This window comes from Moritella viscosa (assembly GCF_900120065.1).
Lineage (GTDB): Bacteria > Pseudomonadota > Gammaproteobacteria > Enterobacterales > Moritellaceae > Moritella > Moritella viscosa.
Genome location: NZ_FPLG01000156.1, coordinates 185,026 through 210,082, shown reverse-complemented (window position 1 = coordinate 210,082; position 25,057 = coordinate 185,026). Strand labels below are relative to the sequence as shown.

At 39.0% G+C, this 25,057-nt stretch carries 21 protein-coding genes, 1 tRNA gene and 1 pseudogene; 13 read left to right on the top strand and 10 right to left on the bottom strand.

Annotated elements, in window-relative coordinates; translation table 11 throughout:
• Positions 1-87: 87 nt before the first annotated feature.
• Together BT797_RS23115 and BT797_RS23110 are read right to left on the bottom strand one after the other, a co-directional pair.
• Entirely contained in the window at positions 88-966 is an 879-nt protein-coding gene (locus BT797_RS23115) for a hypothetical protein (protein WP_075473641.1), read from the bottom strand.
• Positions 967-1,018: 52 nt separating this feature from the next.
• Entirely contained in the window at positions 1,019-1,957 is a 939-nt protein-coding gene (locus BT797_RS23110) for an HNH endonuclease (RefSeq protein WP_075473640.1), read from the bottom strand.
• Positions 1,958-2,161: 204 nt separating this feature from the next.
• Here BT797_RS23110 and BT797_RS23105 point away from each other — a divergent pair, with 204 nt between their 5' ends.
• Genes BT797_RS23105 through BT797_RS24025 form a run of 3 tightly spaced genes read left to right on the top strand, consistent with a single transcriptional unit; the run spans position 2,162 to position 4,646 of the window.
• The gene (locus BT797_RS23105) at positions 2,162-2,551 is read left to right on the top strand and encodes a (deoxy)nucleoside triphosphate pyrophosphohydrolase (RefSeq protein WP_075473639.1); all 390 of its coding nucleotides are present in this window, start codon (positions 2,162-2,164) and stop codon (positions 2,549-2,551) included.
• A gap of 11 nt (positions 2,552-2,562) precedes the next feature.
• Entirely contained in the window at positions 2,563-4,464 is a 1,902-nt protein-coding gene (locus BT797_RS23100; RefSeq protein WP_075473638.1) for a DNA/RNA helicase domain-containing protein, read from the top strand.
• A gap of 8 nt (positions 4,465-4,472) precedes the next feature.
• Positions 4,473-4,646: a hypothetical protein gene (locus BT797_RS24025; RefSeq protein WP_175545666.1), complete on the top strand. Its 174-nt coding sequence runs from the start codon at positions 4,473-4,475 to the stop codon at positions 4,644-4,646.
• A gap of 202 nt (positions 4,647-4,848) precedes the next feature.
• On the opposite strand, the gene BT797_RS23095 is transcribed toward BT797_RS24025, so the two are convergent.
• The 4 genes and pseudogenes from BT797_RS23095 to BT797_RS23080 form a co-directional block, all read right to left on the bottom strand.
• Complete coding sequence (locus BT797_RS23095) at positions 4,849-6,102, bottom strand: hypothetical protein (RefSeq protein WP_075473637.1); 1,254 nt, start codon at positions 6,100-6,102, stop codon at positions 4,849-4,851.
• A 386-nt stretch (positions 6,103-6,488) separates the two neighbouring features.
• The gene (locus BT797_RS23090; protein WP_211705613.1) at positions 6,489-6,725 is read right to left on the bottom strand and encodes a hypothetical protein; all 237 of its coding nucleotides are present in this window, start codon (positions 6,723-6,725) and stop codon (positions 6,489-6,491) included.
• Positions 6,726-6,834: 109 nt separating this feature from the next.
• Positions 6,835-8,079: pseudogene (locus BT797_RS23085) on the bottom strand (integrase domain-containing protein).
• A gap of 210 nt (positions 8,080-8,289) precedes the next feature.
• A tRNA-Ser gene (locus tag BT797_RS23080) sits at positions 8,290-8,377 on the bottom strand.
• 290 nt (positions 8,378-8,667) lie between these two features.
• On the opposite strand from BT797_RS23080, the gene traF reads away from it, so the two are divergent.
• From traF to BT797_RS23055, 5 genes are all read left to right on the top strand, one after another.
• Positions 8,668-9,831: a conjugal transfer protein TraF gene (gene traF, locus BT797_RS23075; protein WP_075473636.1), complete on the top strand. Its 1,164-nt coding sequence runs from the start codon at positions 8,668-8,670 to the stop codon at positions 9,829-9,831.
• A 217-nt stretch (positions 9,832-10,048) separates the two neighbouring features.
• Entirely contained in the window at positions 10,049-10,870 is an 822-nt protein-coding gene (locus BT797_RS23070) for a crotonase/enoyl-CoA hydratase family protein (protein WP_045109421.1), read from the top strand.
• 17 nt (positions 10,871-10,887) lie between these two features.
• On the top strand, positions 10,888-13,341 hold the full coding sequence (locus BT797_RS23065) for a bifunctional acetate--CoA ligase family protein/GNAT family N-acetyltransferase (protein WP_045109422.1): 2,454 nt from the start codon (positions 10,888-10,890) through the stop codon (positions 13,339-13,341).
• Positions 13,334-14,260, top strand: coding sequence for a LysR family transcriptional regulator (locus tag BT797_RS23060; protein WP_075473635.1), 927 nt, complete (start codon positions 13,334-13,336; stop codon positions 14,258-14,260). The genes BT797_RS23065 and BT797_RS23060 overlap by 8 nt, the downstream gene beginning before the upstream one ends.
• A 68-nt stretch (positions 14,261-14,328) precedes the next feature.
• Positions 14,329-14,940, top strand: coding sequence for a LysE family translocator (locus BT797_RS23055; RefSeq protein WP_045109424.1), 612 nt, complete (start codon positions 14,329-14,331; stop codon positions 14,938-14,940).
• A 73-nt stretch (positions 14,941-15,013) separates the two neighbouring features.
• Here BT797_RS23055 and BT797_RS23050 read toward each other — a convergent pair whose 3' ends face one another.
• Positions 15,014-17,812 carry an insulinase family protein gene (locus BT797_RS23050; protein WP_075473634.1) on the bottom strand — a complete coding sequence of 933 codons (2,799 nt, stop codon included), beginning with the start codon at positions 17,810-17,812 and terminating at the stop codon, positions 15,014-15,016.
• A 325-nt stretch (positions 17,813-18,137) separates the two neighbouring features.
• Between BT797_RS23050 and sixA the strand changes: the two genes are divergently transcribed.
• Both sixA and BT797_RS23040 read left to right on the top strand, forming a co-directional pair.
• On the top strand, positions 18,138-18,605 hold the full coding sequence (gene sixA, locus BT797_RS23045) for a phosphohistidine phosphatase SixA (RefSeq protein ID WP_045109426.1): 468 nt from the start codon (positions 18,138-18,140) through the stop codon (positions 18,603-18,605).
• 160 nt (positions 18,606-18,765) lie between these two features.
• A complete protein-coding gene (locus BT797_RS23040) occupies positions 18,766-18,963 on the top strand; it encodes a DUF1107 family protein (RefSeq protein WP_045109427.1) in 198 nt (65 codons plus the stop codon).
• Positions 18,964-19,046: 83 nt separating this feature from the next.
• Here BT797_RS23040 and BT797_RS23035 read toward each other — a convergent pair whose 3' ends face one another.
• Together BT797_RS23035 and smrB are read right to left on the bottom strand one after the other, a co-directional pair.
• Positions 19,047-19,313 (bottom strand): hypothetical protein, encoded by a 267-nt coding sequence (locus BT797_RS23035; protein WP_045109428.1) that lies wholly within the window; start codon positions 19,311-19,313, stop codon positions 19,047-19,049.
• 55 nt (positions 19,314-19,368) lie between these two features.
• On the bottom strand, positions 19,369-19,995 hold the full coding sequence (gene smrB / locus BT797_RS23030) for an endonuclease SmrB (protein ID WP_139291756.1): 627 nt from the start codon (positions 19,993-19,995) through the stop codon (positions 19,369-19,371).
• Between the two features lie 77 nt (positions 19,996-20,072).
• Here smrB and prmB point away from each other — a divergent pair, with 77 nt between their 5' ends.
• The 3 genes from prmB to BT797_RS23015 all read left to right on the top strand — a co-directional run bounded on the left by prmB (position 20,073) and on the right by BT797_RS23015 (position 23,109).
• Positions 20,073-21,002, top strand: a complete 930-nt coding sequence (gene prmB / locus BT797_RS23025) for a 50S ribosomal protein L3 N(5)-glutamine methyltransferase (RefSeq protein ID WP_075473633.1) — start codon at positions 20,073-20,075, stop codon at positions 21,000-21,002.
• 194 nt (positions 21,003-21,196) lie between these two features.
• Positions 21,197-22,285, top strand: coding sequence for a chorismate synthase (gene aroC, locus BT797_RS23020; protein ID WP_045109430.1), 1,089 nt, complete (start codon positions 21,197-21,199; stop codon positions 22,283-22,285).
• A 611-nt stretch (positions 22,286-22,896) separates the two neighbouring features.
• Entirely contained in the window at positions 22,897-23,109 is a 213-nt protein-coding gene (locus tag BT797_RS23015; protein WP_052678410.1) for a DUF2933 domain-containing protein, read from the top strand.
• A gap of 131 nt (positions 23,110-23,240) precedes the next feature.
• Here the strand turns inward: BT797_RS23015 and BT797_RS23010 are convergent, their stop codons facing one another.
• Entirely contained in the window at positions 23,241-24,581 is a 1,341-nt protein-coding gene (locus BT797_RS23010) for an SLC5/6 family protein (protein WP_045109432.1), read from the bottom strand.
• Positions 24,582-25,057 lie beyond the last annotated feature (476 nt).

Genomic DNA, 25,057 nt, shown 5'->3' with positions numbered 1-25,057 from the left:
CTTAGTTGTTTGTTGGAAAACTAAGAGATTATTGATTTTGAAGGTTTGGAATCCCAATTGGGGAAAAAAAATACCAATTGGAATTTATTATCTTTGCTTTAATTCAACCGTATCTCGTATTTGAGGCAAAAGGTTACGAATTGTTTCCTCAGAAACTGGGGTATTGTTTGATTCCGTTGCTCTTCGTATCTTACCTGCGATACCTCGTTCGTTAAGATTTAGTTTATTTTTATGTAATAATGAAGCAATTATAAGCTGATATGTAATGTGTTCTTTTGACGTTAATGTTTTTGGTTCTTGTTGTGCTTTTAATGGTTCATCATGTAACGATTGAACAAACCGTGTTAGTTCTTCAGTTCTTATTACTAATTGATGGCCATATTCTTTAAGGCTTAAACAATTATGGAAATGTTCATCCTTAGCTTCATTCATTCTAATTTGTTTTTCATATTCATCTATATCAGCTGGTAGCTCCAATCCTTTGAGTAAGCAGTAGCTATCATGATTTTTTAAAACAACGCCTTTAATCGCAGAGATGAATCCACCAGCATTTTCACCTATAGATTCTTGATGAAGGTTTTGGATATCAACGTATTCACTCCCCAACATTGATAGATCCCAAAGGCTATTTGAATAAGACAGTCTAGTATCAAATAAAAGCCAACTGTTATGTGTCATCAGATGACCGTTTGATTTATTCATTAAATATGGTTTATCTAACTTTTGTTCTAGGGAGAAAGATTGATCAATTTCAATTAAAGGCGTTGTTTTATCCGTATTATCAAAAAAGATACGCCCGAATGCGGCAGTAACCATACTGTGGAATGTAACTGATATTCTTAAGTTGTCATCAAGTGCTAAACGGTAGATATCAGCCATTGATACCTTTTCTTCAAGCATATTCGTTAGATATGTTTTCGCTTCATCTAACGACAAATATTCTTTTAATTTAAATAGCTTACTCATTTTTATTGTTTTTCTCCTTTCACATTTAGTATCAACGGCGGATTTAAATACCCTAGTTAGGTCGCGACTGTTTAAATACTTCCTCTCTATGGTAGGCAAGATATTTTTTTTGGTTATCTGTAAATGAGTTAACATTTAATGGATATGAAACAGCCCATGACTTGAGTACTTCGATAATTGAATGTTCCGCGATTATAAGTTCACCATTATCTTCAAAAGAGATCCAACCTCGATCAAAAAGGCGGTCTATATGTGGCGATAGTAAAAAACCATTATTACCATCTAACTTTTCAAAATTAGATGATACGCGCCAAGGTTTACTGTGGCTCGCAACTAAAAATTGTTTATTGGCTAAGCCTGTGACACGGCAACATGACTCTATTTTCTCTAAGTTGCGACGATACTTACCTTGCCCACGTCGCGCTTTTACGAGTTGCTCTTTTTCTGTTTCTGTAAGAGAAGTATCTTGCTCTAACTGTTGAAGTACTACATTTTCTTTCTTGTCCAGTTCTTCATCAAAACCAATAGTGAGATGAGGCTTTATTTCTTGTCCAGCTAAAGTAAATAAAACGCTTGCCAATTCCGCAGTAATACTGGCTAAGTAACAGCCTTGGTTACCATTACCGTTTTGTTGAATCGGAGAGTATTTCTCTGGAAGTAAATGCTTAATTTGAGCAATATTGTCTTTGACTCGATATGGCTTATCAAGCATTGTCCATTTGATTTTAACCAACCAGCCATCGTCATCCCAATATTCACCTTTATGACCAAACTCACTCGGTTTTGGTACAGAGCAGCAAGCCTCTATGACTTGACCAATCCCCTTAATTTCCGCATATGCAAATGAGAAAACTGTATCGCCAACCGAGGTCCGAGGCATATTGTCATAGCTATGATTTTTTGCTCCGTTAGTGTTCTTTTTCGGCGACCAGATATAACCACCACTGATTTCCTCAGTATGTGTTTGTTTATGATTAACCCACCAGTACATTGCGAGCCTCCTCGAATAGGATTTATATGGACTAATCCTCACACATCAAAGTTATATATACAATTGATATCAGCACTATGAGTTTGCCAGCTTTGATACCAGCCTGCACAAATTGTCATTAAAATATGCATGTCATTGATTCACCAAACGATGTAGCATTGTTAACCAAACGAATTAAGGCCCTTTTGGGAGCATTGAAGTAATATGAAAAAACACATCGAAGTTGTAGCTGCGATTATTCAACGTAACGGGAAATATCTTGCGGTTCAGCGCGGGCCTGCAAAGCTTGATTACATCAGCGATAAATGGGAGTTCCCTGGTGGTAAAGTGGAAGAGGGTGAATTACTAGAAACTGCAATTGAACGAGAACTGCAAGAAGAGCTTAAAGTCGCTGTAAGTGGACTTAAATTACTGACTACCGTTAATCATGAGTACCCAGACTTTCATATCACTATGCATTGCTTTCTTTGTCACTTAGAAACAAAGGATATCACTCTTACTGAACATATTGATTCTCGTTGGCTCAGTGGTAGTGAACTTTGGGATGTTGATTGGGCTGCCGCAGATATTCCAGCTGTAAAGGCGTTAACTTAAAAGGGGGTCAAATGGATTTGAGTAAAACTGGTTGGGCTGGAACATGGACTGACTTTTTAGATATATCTAAAGACTGTTTTGTTAATGCGCTAGAAAGCTTCTACGCCGAACTTCCTTGGACAAAAGAGCTATCACCAAGCCAAGGTCATGCCTGGACCATTGAGTACGATGTAATGCAGGCAACGTTAGCTAAGGTCATTGTAAATACAGGAATCAACCCAAGTTTATGCTGGGTCGCTTTCGAACAAGAATTAGTCGGTGAAGGGGGAAAGCGGGCGGCAGATGTGAATATTGTATTGCCTACCGGGGACCTTTTCGTCGTTGAGTTCAAACATAAAGTGGTAGCTAGTCAACAAGAAGTAACGCGTGCACTGTTTGATTTACAAACCATGATCAACTTTCATAGCGAGTCCCATCAATTAACGGGACACTGCTATCTTGCGCTAACCAAGATTGATGCAAATATCTTTGAGCATGATTCTGTAATTTGCGATATTGCGAGCAATTGTATCCTCCCTAAATTAGTCGATGGTTTAGGTACTGCTTTGCAGTCGGAGCATCATTTCGATGTGAGTAAATGGCAGCACGGTACCTTTAATCGCCAGCCTAGTATTATTCATGGCACCGTTCGCGTGTTTTACGACAATGACATCCCTAACCTGAAAACAGAAGCTGGCGAAAATATTGAGCAGGCTAGAGAGAACCTAGTTAAGCTATACCAACACGCAAAGGAAAATCAGTTGCGCTATGTTGTTGTCATTAATGGACGACCAGGTGCCGGTAAAACACTGTTAGGCATTAGTGCCGTTGCTGACTTAGTGACAACGTACGGATCTAAAAACTGTAAACCCTTATTTTTATCAGGCAATAAACCTCTGGTACAAGTACTCCAACACACCTTAGATTACTATGGTGCACTTTCTGGAAAGGAATTACAGATAGATGGTCGCAGTATTATTCAGCACTTAATTGACTTTAAAAGAGATATTAAGAAAAAAGATATTAAGAAAAAGAGTCGAGAAGAAAATTTTGTTGTTTTTGATGAGGCTCAGCGGGCTTGGGGAAAAGTGAGCGGGGGAGGCGAGGACTCTGAATTAGATGTTTTTTGCCGTTGGTTAGCTCATAAAGAATTTGGCGTTTTAGTGCTGCTGGTGGGTGATGGGCAAGCTATACATAAAAATGAAATGTCTCTTGAAAACATGATGATATCTTTAGGCGATGCTATTCGACCTTTTAGGGATAAGCTCACCCCGATTATGCCTGCAATACATGCTCACTTTGTTAAAGATATAAATCCAAATAAAAGAGACATGTTCTATCTAAAAACACCAATTAGGCAAAACTACACTGATGAGCTTGATCATTGGATTGAAGCTGTACTCAATAATAACGACCAAAAAGCCTATGAAATAGCAAAACGAATACACAGCCACTATCCGCTTTATATAACCACCAGCAAAGGAGCTGCTGATGAATATGTTCGAACGCTGCAATTAGCGTTGCATGAAGATAACAAAAAAGTCGATGCGTTTAGAGTAGGTTGGTTGAAATCGAGCAAATCTAATAAAAATGATAGTGAGCTCACCGAGCTGAAAGATAACTTTGGTGCTTGGTACGTAGATGCACCCAATTCCCCGCTATCTTGTTGTCAGCTGCAAACTGCATGTACTGAGTTTTCTTGCCAGGGTTTGGAGCTATCCATTGCTCTTTTGGAGTGGGGGCCGGATCTGCAGTTTCGAAACGGAGCATTAAATTTATCGGAAAACAGATACTATCGTAGAGATATTGATGATTATACTTATGGCAGCTATCGAGTCTTGTTAAGCCGTGGACGTACAGGACTGGTGGTGAAATGCGGTGACCAAGAGACTTATCAGTACTTACTTCGTTGTGGGATGGCTGAGTTACGCTAGTGTTTTGAGTGAACGTTAGAGATTCGGTATTGCAGCTAACTCATCTGGGGATAGAAATAAAGCGTCAAGTGGTGCAATGGTCTTCCCGTCTTGCAATATCTATCATGCTATTTGTATCGAGGCGTATTGCCGATAAAGACATCATCGACACAGGCTATTATACAGTTATCTCTAAATACTAAGACGGGAAAACTGAAGCAACGAAAAGCAGAACCTTACCGACATTACAATTTCGCTAGTCTTAGGTTTAGCCCCAAGACGAAGTTCCCACCAAGAGCAAACACGTTATTTACTATATAAAGAAAGGCTCGGATTTGTTCAACATCCGAATAAGGTGTCGGTTGCGCGACACCTATTCTTATATGTTATGTGTAAAATTGGCAACTAAACAGAAACATTAGCAATATCACTTAAGTCTGCTTCTAATTGACTGACTAAATTTGAGAGGTCTTCCCGAGCACTTTCTCGTTTATCAGCTCGATTGTTAGAACTTGATTCAGTAAAAAATTTGTCATAGATTTCATCTTTTTCTGCATCTATTTGAGCCAAGGCTTCTAGTATATCGCCATCAAAAAATGGCATAGGTTCATAAATCCCTTCAATGTATGCTAAGCATTTTAAAGGGTACAAATCTAAAATTTCGATTAATCGCTTGTCGCATGTTAAGAACGAAGGAAAAAAATACCTTGCACGTTCATCTGGTTTTAATGTTGCTACGCGCTCCATCTGTCGAACATGGTATAGGTCCCAAGCCATTCCCTTAATTATTTTAAAAAGATCTTTTTTATTCTTCTGTATTTTACTGAAGAAACCCAACTTTTGCCCTTTATCAAAGAATGTACATGCTATAAATACTTCCCTGAATCCAATAGCTGAGATCTTAACGTGACAGAAGTCCAGGAACTCTTTAACTTTCATAAATCTGTCTTTTTTCGGGTTATGAAGCTGAATAATTATCATTTTAAGCAAATGCGCATATTGATAGTTAAAGTTGATATCCAACTCTTTCATAAAAATAGCATCATTCAAAGTTGCATACATTCGTGACATCTGCTGCTGTGTTTTCATTATTAACTCAGAGTCAGATATGCAAGCCTTAACTATCGATTCATGCTTGATAGCCTCAGTATCCAAATTTCTCAACAGTTCATAAGCTTTTAGTTTATTGAAAATCTTATCCGCTGCTTTTTCATCACCCAAGTTGTAGTAGTTTTCGTGAATGTATGGCATAGGGTCAACAAACACGTTATTTTGTGAAATAAATTGAAATATATCTCTAAAATCATGGGGTAATTTATTAACGTTTCCGCTTATGTATGGTTCAAGATAACTGAGGGCCTGAGTATCAAGTGAAATTGAATAATCTATTTGAAATTCTGCAGTCCCTAATGACATATCTCTCAAAGTTTCGTTATCTAAAACTAACACTTTTTCTGTGCTGAATAAGCTGCGAATAGCTGAACCATCCTTGAAGTCCTGCCCCACAGAAAGACCCGGTGAAGGGCCACTATCTGAAGCGAAGATGAATTTACATCCATCCAATAACTCTTTAGTTAAACTGAAAATTGCAATTGATTCACCAAGAGAATCCGCTGTAGCAATCTCTTGAATTAAAGCTCTCTGTTCATCACTAACCACAAAATTTCTCCATATATACGTGTGCTATGCAGTATTTACACATAAAATTTTACTATACAGAACCCTGTATAAGACGAATAGTTATGCTCTATGTTTTATTGATTAACGTGTTATGTTAGTTCTTCCAAGCGATCCTGTACTTCACTTCGCGCATGCTCACATGATGGTTTGAAATGAGGGGGAATTTAGCGTCAAGTAACATTGAAATCGTATCTCAATGAGAGCACATAAAGCTATCAATAGTTGTAAATACACGTGCTTTCTGTGATTTGTAGCTATCCATACGTAATGATAGGTCAAGCTCTGGTAATGTATGAAGGTGTGAATTTATAGCAACCAATGAAGCAAATAATCCCTAGTAATAGATTAAAAAATAAAACTATATCCTACCAATTAGCAACGTAAACACAAAATTGGTCACCACTTAACCTACCTGTCGAATGGCTATGAAGTCGGGTAATTAGTCCATATTTTTTCTTATGTAAATTATTCTCTATCTCTCTACCTGACATACCACAGTAAAATAACTCATCACCATTCCAGATAGCATAAATACCAGCTGAGACCTTCGGTATTTCTTTGTTTGGCCAATCAGAAAACTTAAATCGTTCAGAAAATTGCATAAATGTCTCAGTAAGTAGTAGATATCGTGACTCCCACTCAATATTAGCGGGAGTTGTTATAGGTACTTATAGTTGGCAAGAAGAACAGGCTGCTATTAATGATAAAGTCCTAAACTGCTTTACGAAAATGAACTTCAGCGGTAACACTTAAGCTTCCCTTCGCACTGTTCTCAATATGATCTGACCACCAGCACATTAACTCAATGCGATGTTTTAAATACTCAGCGCGGTTATAGGCTTTACGTACGGCATTTTTATCAACATGAGCAAGTGCAGCTTCAATCACATCAGGGTTGAATTCCTGTTCATTAAGCGTTGTACTGGCTAATGCCCTGAAACCATGCGCTACTAAACGGTTTTGATAACCAATACGGCGTAATACTTTGTTTACCGTTTCCGTATTAATATGCTTTTTAGGCGCATTGTGTGAGGGAAATAGGTAAGGGCAGTGAGGGCGCTTAAAGTTTTCTAACAGCGTTAATATGTCTAACATCTGGTTAGTTAGCGGTATGGTATGTTCGCGTTTCATTTTCATTCGTGAAGCAGGTATAACCCAAAGTTTGTTTTCTATATCTATCTCTGACCATTCAGCCTTTGCTGCTTCATTTGAACGAGTCATTGTATGTAATTGCCATTCGATTAATGCGCGCGTGATCATCTGCAAATTAGCACGGTTTAGCGTCAGCATTAGTTCGGGTAGTTCTTCTGGCTTGATCGTCGGCATGTGTTCACGTTTAGGTTTTTCAAACGCTGATTTTATACCACTTAATGGATTCGCATGGACTAAGCCTGTATTGACGGCAAAGGTCATTATTTCATTTAATCGTTGCGCTAAACGTCTAACCGTTTCTAAATTACCAGCTTCGGCTACTTTTTTTAATACTGCTATAACCACGGGCGCAGTTAAGCTTGCTACGGGATATTTACCTAATGTAGGGAATAGGTGTAATTCAAGCGAACGCCATATATCTTTTGCATAGTCGGTCGTGATTGCTGTTTCTTTTATACCAAACCAATTTTCTGCGACTACTTGTAAGCTATTGTTGTGCTTTTCCTGTTCTTTTAAATGCTCTTGGTCTTTGTAACCTTTAGGGTCAATATCTTGCGCTAACAGTTCACGGTATGTTTTACGCTTATCTCTGGCTTGTGCTAATGATACTTCAGGATAGATACCTAGCCCTAGATTGGTTCTTTTTTTAGTAAAGGGTTTCGAGTATTTAAATACCCATGTTTTAGAGCCTGAGGGTTTAACTTTAAGCTGTAGCCCATCGCCATCGGCAAGGATGAATTCTTTCTAGCAAGCCTTGGCCTGCTTGACTTGAGTATTAGTGAGCGGAGTAACTTTTTTAGCCATGATGTACCACCTTGAAAAACGAAGTTCTAAAAAGTCAATGTGCCACCAGCTAGATAGAAGTACATAAGAAAAGGATGCTGGTACAAAGGATGGTACTAAAACTTTAAGATTCTGTAAAACAACTTAGGAAGCTAAAGAACGCTAAACCTTTTGTAGACAGTAGCTTGCAGGGGTGTTTTGAACGATTTGATACTTTGAAAAACAAGAGAATGGCGGTGACGGAGAGATTCGAACTCTCGAAAGGTTACCCTTTACACGCTTTCCAGGCGTGCTCCTTCAGCCACTCGGACACGTCACCTAATCAGATTGTTATATAGTATATAACGATGCGTACTTTAGGTAATCCGCTTGTAAAGGTCAATGAAAAATTCTTATTGGAGGTTTGATTGCTGCATTACTGAGCATCAGTATTCATAATTACGCATTGTGAGCACGATCAAAAAATAATCCATAAGTCGTGTATTTCTCCATTTTTTCGTGCGACTACACGAAATTAACTAAAGTTGTTAGCAGGAATGACGATATAAACCTTATAATTTTGGTGATGGAACATATCGCTATTCAAATATCATAAGGATTCATGGTCTGATGAAAATTCAATTTTCAAAATCATTGCTGTTGCCTTTTATACTTGGCATCGCAGTCACAAGTTGTCAGCTATCTGCGACGGAGTTTGATGCTCGCTCATATGCTATGGGTGGCGTTGGTGTCACTACTGCAGACTACGTTACAGCTTCGTTTCATAACCCTGCAATGGCGGCGAAACATGATGTGCGTGATGACTTTGGTTTGTTAGCACCTGTGATTGGCCTTCAAGTCGATGATCCAGATGATTTATATCATGATGCTTCAAATATTTATGATGTTGTTTCTAAGGCTAACCTCCCTGGTGATGCCGCAGCAGTTGAGGCCGCGTTAGCGAAAATTGTGGGAGATAAAGCCTATTCTGAAGCTGGTTTTGGTTTAGTTGCGTCTGTGCCTACTCGTTATTACTCCACAAATGTGTTTCTTAAAGGCTATGCCGATTCTTTCATTTTCTCAGATGTAATTGCGGATGATATTAACAATGGCGTTATCGATTCTAAAATGAGTGTGTATGCCATCTCTGTGGTTGAACTTGGTATGACCTTTGCGCATAAATTCGATACTCGTTATGGTGGTATACATATTGGCATGTCACCGAAATACAATGTCATTTCTACTTATAACTACTCACAAACCGTTGATGAATTTGATCCAGACAAATACAAAGATGGTGCGAGCAGTGACAAGAAAGGCTTCAACCTTGATTTAGGGATGGAAGTTGGTTTGCAGTATGGACTAAGCGCGGGTGCTGCGATTAAAAACTTGATATCACAAAAGGTCGATTTAAAAACGATGAATGGTTCAAGTGCTAGTTATAATTTAAACCCAGTTGTTACTACAGGCTTAAGTTGGAGTAATGACTATGCAACGTTAGCTATTGATGTTGACCTTAATGCGACGCAACGCTACGAAAATATAAAAAGCCTATCGGGTGTTAGCGATGGTTTTGATGATACCCAAATGCTAAGAATTGGTGGTGAAATTGGCCTGCCGTCGGCAATGCAATTGCGTGCTGGTTATGTGAAGGATTTGCAAGGTAATAAAAAACAAGTATTTACTGCCGGTATCGGTTTTTCACCCTTTAATATTTTCCATCTTGATGTCGGCGCAAGCTATGCTGGTTCAAACAAATTCGGTATTGTTGTACAAACGATGGTGTGGTTCTAAGGTGTAATTTCAGAAACTCTTTAAAAAGTAATAGTACCATTTTAAGTAAAACTTGTAATAGTCTCTATATTTGAATCTAAGTATTGTATTTCAAGATAATTTGGGTGTTTACTCTAAGCATATAAAAGCTTGAGATATGTCATAAACTAAAGTGACTCTTTATTTTACTATCTTGTTATACGATTTATTATTGAATCTAATACAAGGAGTGTTAAAAGTGCCAAATAATCAAGCCGCCATACAAGCACCACGCGTAACTGTAGATATTAACGATGATGTCGCCATTGTTACGTTAAATCGAGGCCGAAAGTACAATGCATTAGACATGGATATGTTTTATGCATTAGATAACACAGCAACAGAACTTGCTAATAATAAAGCCATCCGAGCAGTCATTGTACGTGGCGATGGTAAGGTGTTCTGTGCTGGTCTTGATGTTAAAAGTATTATCAAAAATCCCCTCAATCCCGGCAAACTATTAAAACGCGAAGAAGGCGAACTCGCCAATCTGGCGCAAAAGGTCGGTTATCTTTGGCGTCAAATCCCTGTTCCTGTTATTGCTGTCACGCATGGCGTGTGCTTTGGTGGTGGGTTGCAAATTGCGCTAGGGGCTGACTTCCGTTATAGCACGGCCGATTGTGAATTTTCAGTGATGGAAATTAAATGGGGACTCATTCCTGATATGAGCGGCATGGTCACCATGCGTGAACTCACCCGTATTGATATAGCGAAAGAGCTCACTATGACAGGACGTAAATTTAGCGGTATCGAAGCGGAAAAATATGGCTTGGTGACGCATGTCTGTGATGATCCAATGGCGGCGGCGATGACCTTTATTGATAGCCTTAAAACGCGCTCTCCAGATGCGATTGTAGCGGCTAAATCATTACTTAATGATTCGTGGGTAGCATCAGAACAAGCGGTATTAGTACTGGAAACTCAAACCCAAAGAAAAGTCATGGGAAAGTGGAATCAAATTGTCGCTGTTACTCGTAATTTTATCAAAAAATCATTACCCTATAGAAAACGTAGTATTTAACAGGCGGTCTTATAACTATGTCCCAATTGAATATCAAAGCATTATTAGAACCTTCATCTATTGCCGTTATTGGTGCTAAAAATAGCCCCGAAAGTATTGGTTATTGGGTTGTTAAAAATCTTATTGCCAGCCAGTATGACGGTCCAATTATGCCGGTATCATTAAAATCGAATAATGTGTGTGGGATTTTAGCTTATGAGAAACCAAGTGAGCTACCCATAGCACCTGATCTTGGTGCTATTTGTACACCGATTCGTTTTGTTGCAAAAATAGTTAAAGAGCTCGGTGAAGTCGGCTGTAAAGCGGTTATCTTATTTAGTGATGAGCCTTATGAAGGTAACGCTGAGATTTGGGAAAAGATTGGCTTAATCGCGGCCAAATATAATATTCGCGTATTGGGTCCAAGTAGTTTAGGGGTATTAAATCCGCGTCTTAAACTAAATGTCAGCTTAGCTCATGTCGCACCACCTGCGGGTGATGTGGCGGTTATTTCACAATCTGCGGCGTTTGCTACATCTATGATCGACTGGGCTGAAACACGCGGAGTGGGCTTCTCTTGTTTCATTTCGATTGGTACCCGCATTGATGTTAATTTTGCTGATTTAATCGATTATCTAAGCCGCGACCGTTTTACTAAATCAATCGCTTTGTATGTTGATAATATTATTGATACACGCCGTTTTATGTCAGCAGCAAGAGCCGCTGCATTTAAAAAACCAATTGTGGTGGTACGTTCAAGTTCAAACGTGAGCGGACCAACGGCATTATTACAAGACCGACGTAATAAGATCTCTTATAACACGGCTTATACCGCCGCATTCCAACGCTCTGGTATGCTAAGGGTTAATGATACCTTTGAACTACTGTCGGCAATCAAAACCATTGCTACGATCAAGCGCTCTGTGCGTGGAGATAAAATGTTGATCATCTCGAATGGTGGTTCTCCGGCGTATATGGCGATTGACGTATTGATTAAATCGGGTTGTAAACTGGCTGAATTAAGTTATGAAACCGAGCAGAAACTATTAAAAGCATTGCCTAATAAAATTAGCTCTATGAACCCGATTAACATATTAGGCGGTGTTGATGCTGAGGCGTACAGTAAAGTAATTGATATTGTATTAGAAGATGCACAATATGATGCTTTACTGATTATCCATGCACCGCAGGTGACGGAATCATGCCATGTCACTGCTGAAAAACTGATCCCACAACTGGTTAAAAATAACAAAAAAGGCCCGATTATATTCACTTCGTGGATGGGCGAAACCAGTGGTCGTATAGCCCGGCAGACCTTGATTAAAGCGGGCATTCCGTCGTACGGTACCCCTGAAGTGGCGGTTAATGCTTTCAATTATATTGTTAAATTTAGGCGTCACCAAAAGCAACTTATCCAAACCCCTGAAACATTAGCTGATTTGAATCCTGGTTTGATTGCTGACGCTAAGATGATGGTCGAAAAAGTGATGCGCAAAGGCGTCAAAGAGGTCAACGAAAAAGGCGTTAATTTGTTACTCGCTGCTTACGGTATTATGTCGGACACGACGTTAACCAAAGATGAGGTGAATAAATTCCGCATCGAAGTGGTCGATGATGCGGCGTTTGGTCCGATTATCTGCTTAGGTGAAGCTGGTGGTGATTGGGACATAGATCAAGATGCGGGTGTTGCGTTACCGCCGTTGAATATGGCGTTATCCCGTTATCTTGTGGTAGGTTCTATCAAGCAGGGCATTATTCGTGAGCGTAGCTTATCTGTGCGTTTAAACATGGAAGGTTTGTGTGAAATATTAACCCGAATTTCACAGATGATTATTGATTTCCCGATGATCAAATCTATTTCGATAGATCCATTAGAATTGGGCCGTAGTGGTTATAACATCAAAGTTGATAAGGTTAATATTGGTTTACGTGGTCGACGTTCACTGCAAAAGTTAGCTATTTTACCGTACCCGAAAGAGCTGGAAAGTATCTACACCATGAAAAATGGGAAAGCGGTGTTATTAAGACCGATCCGTCACGAAGATGAGCCACAACATCAGGCATTTGATTTATCGCTAACGGCTGATGATCGTTATCTACGTTATTTTGGTTCGCGTTCTAAATTCAGTCATTTCGAAATGGCGATGTTAACGCAAATTGATTATGAACGTGAGATGGCATTTATTGCCAGTGCTAAGAATCCAATGGGTCAGCCTGAAACTTTAGGGGTGGTGCAAGCTATCTTTGATTGGGATAGTGGCGAAGCTGAATTTGCCATTTCGGTACGCTCAGATTTGAAAGGACAGGGCTTAGGTAAAGCACTTATGCTGAAAATTATTGCGTTTTGTCGCCAATTAGGTTTAAAAAATATGGTTGGTTTCACCATGCCAACCAATTCGGGCATGATTAAACTAGCGAAATATTGTGGCTTTAAGGTGACAATGGATTATCGTGAAGGTAACGCAGATTTAAAATTAAAACTAAATGATTAATTTACAACGTATCAACCTCAATTTATTAGTCAGCTTGCAGTACTTGTTACAAGAACAGCAAGTCACTGCCGCTGCACAACGTCAATACATTACTCAATCGGCAATGAGTAAAAACCTGGCAAAATTACGTGAGATATTTGCCGATCCGTTATTAATCAAACTGGATAATAAAAGTCAGTTAACCGAAAAAGCCAAGCAATTAAAACCAGTATTGGCGCAGATCTTAAATAATATTGATGGCTTGTTGGTGACTGGAGGGTTTGATCCGCTGCAATCTCAGCGTGAGTTTACCATCGCGTCAACCGATTACGTGACCGACTATATTCTACCTGCCGCTCTTGCACATTTATATCAACAGGCTCCGAACATTAAACTTAATCTCACCTATTGGGATAAGTTTACGTTAGCGGCGATGGAGCGTGGCGAGATTGATTTAGGGGCAACCATTATTCGACCCGAGCATAAACATCTTTCTTATTTACCGTTAGAAAAAGATAATTACGTGTGTATTATGCGCCAAGGACATCCATTAGAAAATGAAGTGTTAACATTAGCGAATTATACCCAATATCCACATGGCATTATTACCTCGGGCTCAGACAAAGCGGGTGATATTGATGTCGCCTTATCTGCTCAAGGGCTGTTTAGAGATGTGGCATTGCGTATTCCTTCTTATTCTTCCGCCTTTAGTATTATCGCTAAAACTGACCATTTATTGACCATACCTAACTCCATTGCAGATAAATTAATCATTGGTGAGCAATTTACGCGAAAAGAATTACCGATCAAATTACCTATTTTACAGGCTGCAATCATCTGGCATCCTCGTTTTGACCATGATTTGGCACATAAATGGCTGCGTGACGAACTACATGCGCAATTAAGCTGCAATATTCCAAATGGGACTGCGGTAGAGTAGAAGAAGTCATTATATTCATTTAGATTAACGTTCTATGATTACCCTAACGCAATGGAGTGGTAATCATTATGTACGAAATTATAGTGTCTTTATTAGTAGTTAATTTTTTTGGCATGCTCAGCCCAGGCCCTGACATGATGTTAGTGCTAAAATACGGTAGCCTAAACGCTAAACGTGCCGCGTGGTATTGTGTTGGTGGTATTATTTCGGGTTTGGCTGTACACATGATGTTAGGTTTGTTTGGTATTTCATTACTGATTTCGAGTCACCCAATGCTGTTCAATGTTGTGCGCTGGTTAGGTGCTGCTTATCTTATTTATATTGGTATTAAATCACTGCGTGCAGGTAAAAGTGAAATTGCAGTGGATGCCGGTACATTGAATTATCGTCCAACGAAAGCGTATTTAGACGGTTTATTGTGTAATTTATTAAATCCGAAGATCTTGATGTTTATGGTAGCAGCATTCAGTCAGGTTATTGCACCTGAAACACCAACATCAGACAAGTTATTAATCAGCTTATCTATCTTTTTAGAAACGGCAGTACTGTGGTCGTGTTTTATCATATTGCTGAACCGTGGCACACTTAAACAAATGCTCAATCGTTATCAAGATAAGATCAATAAAGCCACGGGTGGCCTTTTGATTACCTTGGGTGGTTTCATTGGTTTAAGTAGCTAACAAAAAATTGCTTTTAAAAAAGGCGCTGTGGGTTAATACCGACAGCGCCTTTTTGCATTAATGGCTATATAAGCTAGAGTTCAAACACATTACTTTGTTGCTGGAAGGCTTCTACATCTGCAATATAGGTGCCTTCAAGTTTTTTTACATTAGCCTCTTCGTATTCATCATCATGTTTATTTACTTGGCTGATCGTAGACATGATCAAGCGGTCAGAAGTGCGAGATTTTAATTCCACCATAAATCGAATAAGGTCGATGCGTTCTATTTTTTCTAATTCTTCTGCGATCCTCTCGGATTTATTAAAGGCTTTATCTTTAATACCAATGGCGTGCCACAGACGTTTACTTTTGCTGTTTATGTTGGCATCAGGCTCATGTAATTTAGAGATTAGGCCTTGTTTACTTGATTGCCATTGCTGCTCGGTAAATGAGATCATCCCGAACGGGAAGAAATCAATAAAGTCATTGATCGCATCCAACAGTTTCACTGGTTGAGTATGTGGTGATTGTACATAGAACATCAAACCGGCATGACGATTAAGCGGGATATTACCTGTACCTACGACATAACCCAATTGTTGTTGAGTGCGTAACTCATAGAAGAATTTAGACGACATCACATGATTAGCTAAACTGTAATAAGCGAGCTCTTTTGGTGATATCTTTGATGCTTGGTAATAAACAATCAGCGCTGCATCATTATGTTCAGCAGCAACTTCATGCACCAACGAACCTGTATCGCGAATGTCCACTAATTTACGTATTGTCTCTTTACCGGGTGAGCTAAATGGATGCAATTTATTTTTCACGTACTTGCCTATCTCTAACGCTTGAGATTGATGCCAGTCACCGTGCACTAACACTTCAACACTGATGTTCTGATATACTTTTTCCAAATACTCAGGCAGCTGTTCCTGCTTAATACTCATCAGCGCCTTAGCTAATCGTTCGTTTGATGGATTGTTTGGCTGCAGTACAGAAGTCAGTTCTGAAAATAAGCGATTGATTGGTTTCGCTTGTTTCTGATTTTCCCACGAGATAAGCAGTTGATTACGAATACTTGAGAAGGTTTCACTATCAACCATTTGTAAGTGACGATGGCCGATGATCAGTTTTAATAATTCGAACTGTTTTTGGGCAAATCCGGCAAGGTGTAAGGTAAAACCACCTTGGTGCGCATAAATGTGGTAATTAATCCCTGCAATTTCGGCTTGATAAGTCAGGCTGTTTAATTGTTCCATCAATAGCTCAACCGCTAGTCGGGTCATCGCAATATTATGGGTATTGGCAATGGCATATTCACTGTCTATCGAAATGAAGATATTACCCTTAGGTAAATGGAACTCATGTTCTTGCATAAACCAAGTTTTAAAACCTTCACTCTGATCAATTAGCCTTGGTTGCTCAGTCAAGTTGGCTTCATCAAGCGCAAGGGCTTCTAAAGACGAGCTCATGAAGCGGTTTTTTATCGGCAGTGCTAGGCTTTCATCAATCTCTACATTCGCCCAGCGTTGTTGCTGGTTAGGTGTAAAATCATCGACACGATAAGGGGTATCATACCAAGCGGCTGTTTTATTGGTGTCCAAGTTTGGTGCCGATACCATTAACCGCATATTCGTAGCATTAAACTGCTGTAAAAAGAAACGACAAGCCTCGATATCAAAGCCCGTCATCATGTAATCACCATAAATGACATGTTCAGGTGGATAAATATGTAAGTTTTGCGATAGGTGAGAGACATTCTTTATTGCCGGTATTTTTTCTTGGTAGCGAAATGCTTGCTCTAAAAAATTTTTCTTCTCGTCATAACGCCACGCCTGTAAACCTTGTTCTGCGATGAGCTTGATATATTGCAAACAGAATTCGACAATCTCGGTAATGTGCTTAAAGCCATTGCTCGTTAAGCCCACAATAATATTGTAATCTTTAAAATTAGCGCCACTTTGACCACTACCTGCTGATAATGCGGTTACCCAACCTTTGCGTTTTAACAGCGACAGTAAACTCCCTTCAGTTTCATCACCGATTAGCTGGCTGATATAACTTAATGGCTTGATTTGGTAGTAGGGCAGAATATCGCTAAGTGGAAAGCAGATGTATAATTTTTTATGACCACTGATCGATTCAACCCAAATGGCTTGTTGTAATTGCGCGTCGGTATATAAAGGGATCGCTAAAGGGACTGCGTTAATGCCTCGGTTAGGAACCGCTGAAAACATCTCGTTAAGCATGTGTTCTTGTTTATCAAGTGAAAGATTAGATTGGATCACTAACTTCATTAAAGAGGCACAGTAATGTTGTTCGTAAAATCGTAGTAGTTCGTCACGCAGGGTGTAGGTTTTTGTGTCTGCGAGCGTAGTGAGGTTACCTACTGAAAATTTACTAAATGGATGGGGTGGATTTACTGTTTCTTTATGAACTTGATAAAAACGGCGAACATCATCTTTTAGCTTTAGCTTAAATTCTGAATCAACAGCATGGCGTTCTCGGTCTAATAAGTCGGCATTGAAACTTGGTGCGATAAAAAATTGGGCGAAATGATCGAGTGCGTTATGGAAATAACTGTTGTTAATATCAAAGTAATAGTTGGTATATTCAGTGCCTGTCCAAGCGTTATTTCTGCCACCATGCATGGAAATGAATGATTGGTATTCACCGGGTTTAGGGTATTTATCTGTACCGAGAAAAAGCATGTGTTCGAGTAAATGTGCAAGTCCCTCATGTTGTTGTGGATCATCAAAGTGACCCACTGCTACGGACATTGAGGCGGCGGACTTTTTACATTGATCATCTTGGATCAATAATACAGCTAAACCATTGGGGAGCGTGATGTGACGATATTGTTTGTAATCATTTGGGCTAGTTATCAAGGCGAATGCTCCATGTAATGGCTGCATAGAAAATAAATTAGATCGGCTTCAAAGAATGGCGATTCTAAAATGCAGTAATGAATGCTGGGGTATAATCTTATTAACGATATATAAATCGTGCGAAGACGATACTATTTGCTAATAATATAAGTTCAGTATGGCGTTAAAACAGCGGTAAGTAATTATTTTTTGAAAAGAATGTTTAAAAACATAATCTAAACGTGGTTTTTAATATTTTTGTCATCAACGCGCGTTACAATGCAATCGTTTTTTGGTGCTGTGTTAATATCTATAAGATATTCAATAGATAATGTAGCGTGGTGGTATGAAGATTTATATTATGCGACACGGTCAAGCAGGCTTGTATGCTAACAGCGATGCGGAACGTGAATTAACCGGTACTGGGCGACAACAGTCTGTTGATATGGCCAGTTGGTTAAGTGCGATTGAACCAACTTTAGATTGTGTATTACACAGTCCTTATGTACGAGCTGCACAAACTTGGCAAGTTATCGGGAACTTATTTACCGTAAACAGTGTCGAAGTCTGTGATGATATAACCCCTTACGGGGATGCTGAATTTATCGCGGATTATGTTCGCGCACTGGTTGAGCAACATAATTACCAAACAATCTTACTGGTTTCACATTTACCTGTAGTGAGCTATCTCACTTCAGCATTAACAACCGGTAAGTATATGCCAGCTTTCGCAACATCTGCGATTGCTTGCTTAGAATTAGATGAAAAAAGTTGTAATTTAAAGTGGTTAGAAACACCCGCGAGTATAAAGTAATACACTGGTTTATTAATGCGTTTTATAATTAGTGCTTACACTTTATACAAGGGTTAATACAGTGCTAAATATCTTTGCATTACCCTATTGTTAGTATATTATGCCGCCATCTGTTTGAGTTCTTGGATGGTACTTATATAAGCGTATAAAGGAGTACTAAATGCGTAGTTTTAAACAGTTTAATTCATTGCGTATCGCAAGATATGTAAAGAGTTTTTTTCGTGGAACCCTCTATGTCACTGGTTTGGGATTATTAGAGTTCCAGCAAGGTTTGTTAATCATACCGAATAACGCTGGTAACAATGTTAAAATGCGTATCTCGGAAGTGAATCGTGAAATTAAACGATTTGCAGTTTAGCAAAACGAGTTTGAGAGGTTAGTGTTATACACTAACCTTTTTTTGTGCCTGCTGTTTGGGACTCGTTGATAAAAAACTTGGTACTAACGTATAAACATATAAATATTGAATGCCACGGTAATGAACAGAAAAAGTATCATGATGATGATGACATTGTAACGTTTCATAAAACTAAGTTTGGGGTGTTTCGCTTTGAATTCGGCTGCTGATTTCGCCTTTTTTCTTATCTTTACCGCATTGATTTCGTGCAATTTGTCCTTTGCCTGCATTGCTTCTTCAAGTTGTGCCAGACGCTCATTGTTTTCTTCTTCGAGCGCTGCAAACCACAGGTCTTGTTTATCCGTTACCATGACTCAATTACCTTAAAACTATCATCAATAAATACTGTTATCAGGTGACTGACAACTAAAACAAGTCTTCTTTACTTGTCAGCTCAATCAAGATAGATAAGGCTGCACTGCCTCCCCAGGTTTTGGTTGCTTGATGAAATGCTTCAACATCAGGGTGCTGTGCTAACCACATTGGCAATTGACGCTTAAGGATGTTTTTGCCATGACCGTGCATGACATTACAACAGCGGATATGCTGCTTACGACACTCTGCAATTAATGCAGATATTTCTACCTTTGCTGTCTCTTGGCTTAAACCATGCAAGTCTAACAGTAATTCAGGTTCGTAATCACCACGACGTAGTTTCTTCAATTCATAAGGGGAAACACCTTCACGTATATAACGTGTAGGGCCTTCGTCGGCAATATGTGGTTCAAATTGATCGGAGAAAAAATGTTCACGTTGCGCTGATTCTTGACGTATTGAATCATTTGCTTGAATTTTTGGTTTATTAGCCCTGATTTTTGTTTTGCGTATGGTATCCTGTGCCAAAGGTTTTATACCTTTCATACTATCAGAGAAAAGAGCGTGTTCATCTGGTTTCAGCGCTGCTTGCGATACTTTCACTTGTGCAGCCTGTGCCTGTTCTTTTGCTACATCTATTTGCAGCAGCATCTTTTTTTTCATTTGTTTATTAAACATAATGTAAGTTACCTAAATTCAACTGCTAAGCTCAGTTGATTAAACATTTTGTTATTTTACCAAAATTGGAGTCAATTGTGGACAGGATTTTTATTGACGAAGCAGTCAAAGAGTTAATTACAATACAAGACCTTATTCGTTGGGCTGTTAGCCGTTTTAACGATGCGGGTATTTTTTATGGTCACGGTACTGATAATGCGTGGGATGAAGCTGTACAGTTAATCTTACCTACTTTACACCTGCCATTAGATATTGACCCTCAAATTCGTCATGCCAAACTGCTTACTTCTGAACGACTAAAATTGGTAGAACTGATCGTTCGTCGCGTAAATGAGCGTATTCCAGCTGCATACTTGACTAACAAAGCTTGGTTTGCAGGTTTAGAGTTCTTTGTTGATGAACGTGTATTAGTGCCACGCTCTCCGTTTGCAGAACTGATCATGAACGGTTTCCAGCCATGGTTAACACACGAACCAATGCGTGTACTTGATATGTGTACTGGCAGTGGTTGTATTGCCATTGCATTGTCACATGCATTCCCAGATTCAGACATTGATGCAGTTGATATTGAACATGGCGCGATTGAAGTTGCTGAGATCAACATCCAAGATCACGGTGTAGAGCATCAAGTAACGCCAATCCAATCTGATTTATTTTCGAACCTAACTGGTTTACGTTACGACATGATCGTATCGAATCCTCCTTATGTTGATCAAGAAGACATTGATAACTTACCAGACGAGTTCAAACACGAACCTGAAATCGGTCTACAGTCTGGTTTTGATGGACTAGAGCTAACGCTTAAAATGCTAGCACAAGCACCTGATATGCTAAACGACGGCGGTTTACTGTTTGTTGAGATTGGTAACAGCATGGTTCACATGCAAGAGAAATTCCCAGAAGTACCATTTACCTGGTTAGAAATGCAAAACGGCGGTCACGGTATCTTTGTGATCAGCAAAGAGCAGATCGAAGATTCAATGGCAGAATTTGCTCCGTTTAAATAAATAGTCGCACCGTTTAAATAATGCGGTAACGAACTATTATTGGGTCTTTAACCCATGATAAACCTGTGATCATCTTATGATGGTTGCAGGTTTTTTTTTATTGCCTTCTTTTTTAGCTATTTGCTATTGTCGCTAAGCCGTGGGTCTTGTATTCTCAAAGGTATTAGTCGGCATTATATAAAGGAAACGCTGTTATGGCAGGGAATAGTATTGGGCAATTATTTAAGATCTCCACATTCGGAGAAAGCCATGGACCAGCACTTGGGTGTATTATTGATGGCTGCCCTCCAGGACTCGAAATCTCACTAGAAGATCTGCAGTTTGATCTCGACCGTCGTAAGCCTGGCACATCTCGCTATACCACTCAACGACGTGAAGCTGACGAAGTTCAGATCCTTTCAGGTATTTTTGAAGGTAAAACCACGGGTTCTTCAATTGGTCTGATGATCAAGAATACCGATCAACGCTCGCAAGATTATTCAAATATTAAAGATACCTTCCGTCCAGGTCATGCTGATTATACTTATCATCAGAAATTTGGTCATCGCGATTACCGTGGTGGTGGTCGTTCATCGGCGCGTGAAACGGCAATGCGTGTCGCGGCAGGTGCAATTGCGAAGAAATACTTGAAAGAACAACATGGTATTGTTATTCGCGGTTATTTATCGCAACTGGGCCCAATCAAAGCAGAAGCACTGCAATGGGATCAAGTTGAACAAAACCCATTCTTCTTTCCTGATCCAAGCAAATTAGAAGCGCTTGATGAATACATGCGTGGATTGAAAAAATCAGGTAACTCAGTGGGTGCCAAAGTAACAGTGGTTGCTGAAGGTGTTCCCGTTGGTTTAGGTGAGCCGGTATTCGATCGTTTAGACGCTGACATCGCCCATTCATTAATGAGCATTAATGCTGTGAAAGGTGTTGAGATTGGTGATGGTTTTGGCGTTGTAGAACAGCTTGGTAGTGAGCACCGTGATGAAATGACACCAGAAGATGGTTTCCTTTCTAATCATGCTGGTGGCGTACTGGGTGGTATCTCAAGTGGCCAAGATATCATTGCTCATATTGCGATGAAACCAACATCAAGTATTACCATTCCTGGTAAATCAATTGATAAGTTTGGTAACGCAATTGAAGTTGTCACTAAAGGTCGCCACGATCCATGCGTGGGTATTCGTGCAGTGCCAATTGCTGAAGCACAACTTGCTATCACGTTAATGGACCACTTGCTAAGACACCGAGCGCAAAATCTACATGTAGAAACACAAACACCAAATATGTAGTTTTGATTCGTCCAATAATTGAAGAGTACCCATCAGCTTAGGTTGATGGGTATTTTTTTTGGTTGTAAAATGATTATTTATTGATATCTTGACCTCCAATACCCCAACCCATTGCCCAAGGTTCGATAATAAACCCTGTAAATAAAAAGCTAAATATAACGTTTATGTCAGTAACGAAATAAATTACAACCCCGCTTAATACTGTCGCTATAAATAGCGATATTCCTATGCCTCAAGAGTATTTTATTGGGACTAAATATTTAAGAATTAGGTATTCAGCTATTGCAAAAAATATAACACTAATTGTAAAGTTATCCATAATAAGCCTATGTTGGTGATAATTTGTCGCTGTAGCTTACCTTGTGTTTGCTTCTTTTCAAATCGATATCCAAGCTGTTATTAAGTGGTCGTTCCTTACTTTATTCATTAGCACCATCCTTTAAGGTGTTTAAATTAATTTTATTTTTATGTTAAATTTTTATTGACCTTACCGTTAAGGTAAACCTTAGTCTTTGTATCAAGGTTAAATCTGGCACAGCGTAAATAACAGCACGTACGGCCGTAATGAAATTTGCAGTTAGGTAAAAGTGAATCAATATAAAAGGTGGATAATGAATAAACTGTGCAAACTGATGTTAGTTCTGTGTTTAGGTCTACCATTAGCCTATTTTATTTTAGTCGGCGATATGTCGTTTTTAGCGATAAGTAGTAGTTTACTTACACCGTTGGTTTTATGTGTGGTGATGATGTTTTTTATGATGAAAATGATGGATTGTAGCAGTAAGAAAGAAAACGATTCAGATACCGGCAATAAAATGGAATAAATTGAACATGATAAGAATTAATAACTTTATAAAATTCAGACACAAAAAAACCGGCGAGATGACTCACCGGTTTCGTTTTTATTAACTTAATTTCTGTTAATGGCAGTACTTAAGTTACAGTCAACAACGGTTTATAGTGCGCCGTAGATAACTGAAGTGATAGCGAGTAGACCACAGATAGTAACAAAGATGTTTGCTGCTTTATCGCTAGCATATTTTTGCATCGCAGGTACTTTCTTGATAGCAATCATAGGCATTAAGAACAAGATAGCTGCAATCATTGGTGCGCCGATTGTTTCAATAAGACCCAGTACACTTGGGTTGATAATCGCTACAGCCCATGTAGTTAGTACGATGAATGCGATAGAGAATGTACCGATTTTCTTCTCTGATGCTTTCGGCATAACTTGTTTAACTAGACCGTTTAGACCTTCCTGAGCACCTAGGTAATGACCGAAGTAGCTAGAAGTAATCGCTGCGAATGCTACGAAAGGACCAAAGTATTGAATTAATACTGAGTCATGTACGTTTGCAAGGTAAGACAGGATTGAGATGTTTTGTGCTTTAGCTTCTGCTAGTTGCTCTGGTGATAGTGATAACACACAAGAGAATACGAATAGCATAACGAAACCAAGTAGCATTTGACCTGCACGTTTACAGATAAGGTCTGATTTTTCTACTGCGTTTTCACCGTAAGATTCACGTTGTGCTTTAGCAAACTGGCTGATTACTGGAGAGTGGTTGAATGAGAACACAATCAGTGGAATCGATAACCAGATAACTGGTAGGAATGATGATGCTTCAGGTACCACTGTTAACATCGTTGTATTCCAGCTCGGGATTAAGAATAGTGATAAACCGAACAGGATGAATACGAGTGGGTAAACTAATGCTGACGTTGCTTTAAGCATTAATTCTTTACCGAATAGGATCAGTGCAGTCATTGCTAAAATTAGACCACCAGATAGTAACCAACGTGGAATACCGCTTACTTTATCCATAAGTTGAACACCTGCTTCGTTAAGCATAGGTGCGCCATCAGCCGCTAGGAGTGGGATTTCAGTGAAGATATCAAGTTGGTTAACAATGAAACTTTCAAATGTATTTGTAATACCTACACCGTAAATTAATACGATAGGGTAGATAGCAAAGAAATAAGCAAATGTAATTAGTTTTGCTGCACCTTTACCAAAATGCTCTTCAACAACATCTGTAATGTCTGAATTTGGATTTTTTGATGATAGAACGAAGCGAGCAAGTGATCTATGCGCGAACCATGTCATTGGACCTGCAATCAATGCTAGAACTACTAACGGCCAGAAACCACCTAAACCTGCTTTAATAGGTAAGAATAAAACACCAGCACCTACTGCTGTGCCAAATAAACTTAATACCCATTCTGTGTCTGCTTTGTTCCATTTAGCAGTGTTCGTAGTGCTGTCCGCGATTGTTGTAGTAGCTTGCTCTGACATTTATCTATTACCTGTAATATTGCGCTGTGTCTCGATTGGTGCATAGGATAATGATCTGAATTTTATTTAAAGTGATGCAGATCGCTTTTTTGCTTTGAATATAAAAAATAACCTGTATTTATCAAAATAATTTGATGTTTTACGTGTTTTTTATTAACAACCCTCGTATTTGTGTGTTTATTGAGCGGGTTATTGTGTTTGTGCTTATCCGTGTTCGTTTTACGCCTGAATCTAGTTGTTTATGTCGCTTTGTTACATGCGTTTGGTTTTATAATTCGCACTGTCATCCTCCTTTAAATATATTGGTAGCTATTAGTGGGTAGTTATTTTGTTTTTAACAATTAATTAGCAATTATTTTGTATACGTAGATCACGCTTATATTAAAAGGCTCAAATTTATTTTAGTGTTACTTTTGAGTGTTTCAGGTTTAAAATCGTGTGACTGCCTAGTTTTGAGTATTCACCTAGTAGTGATG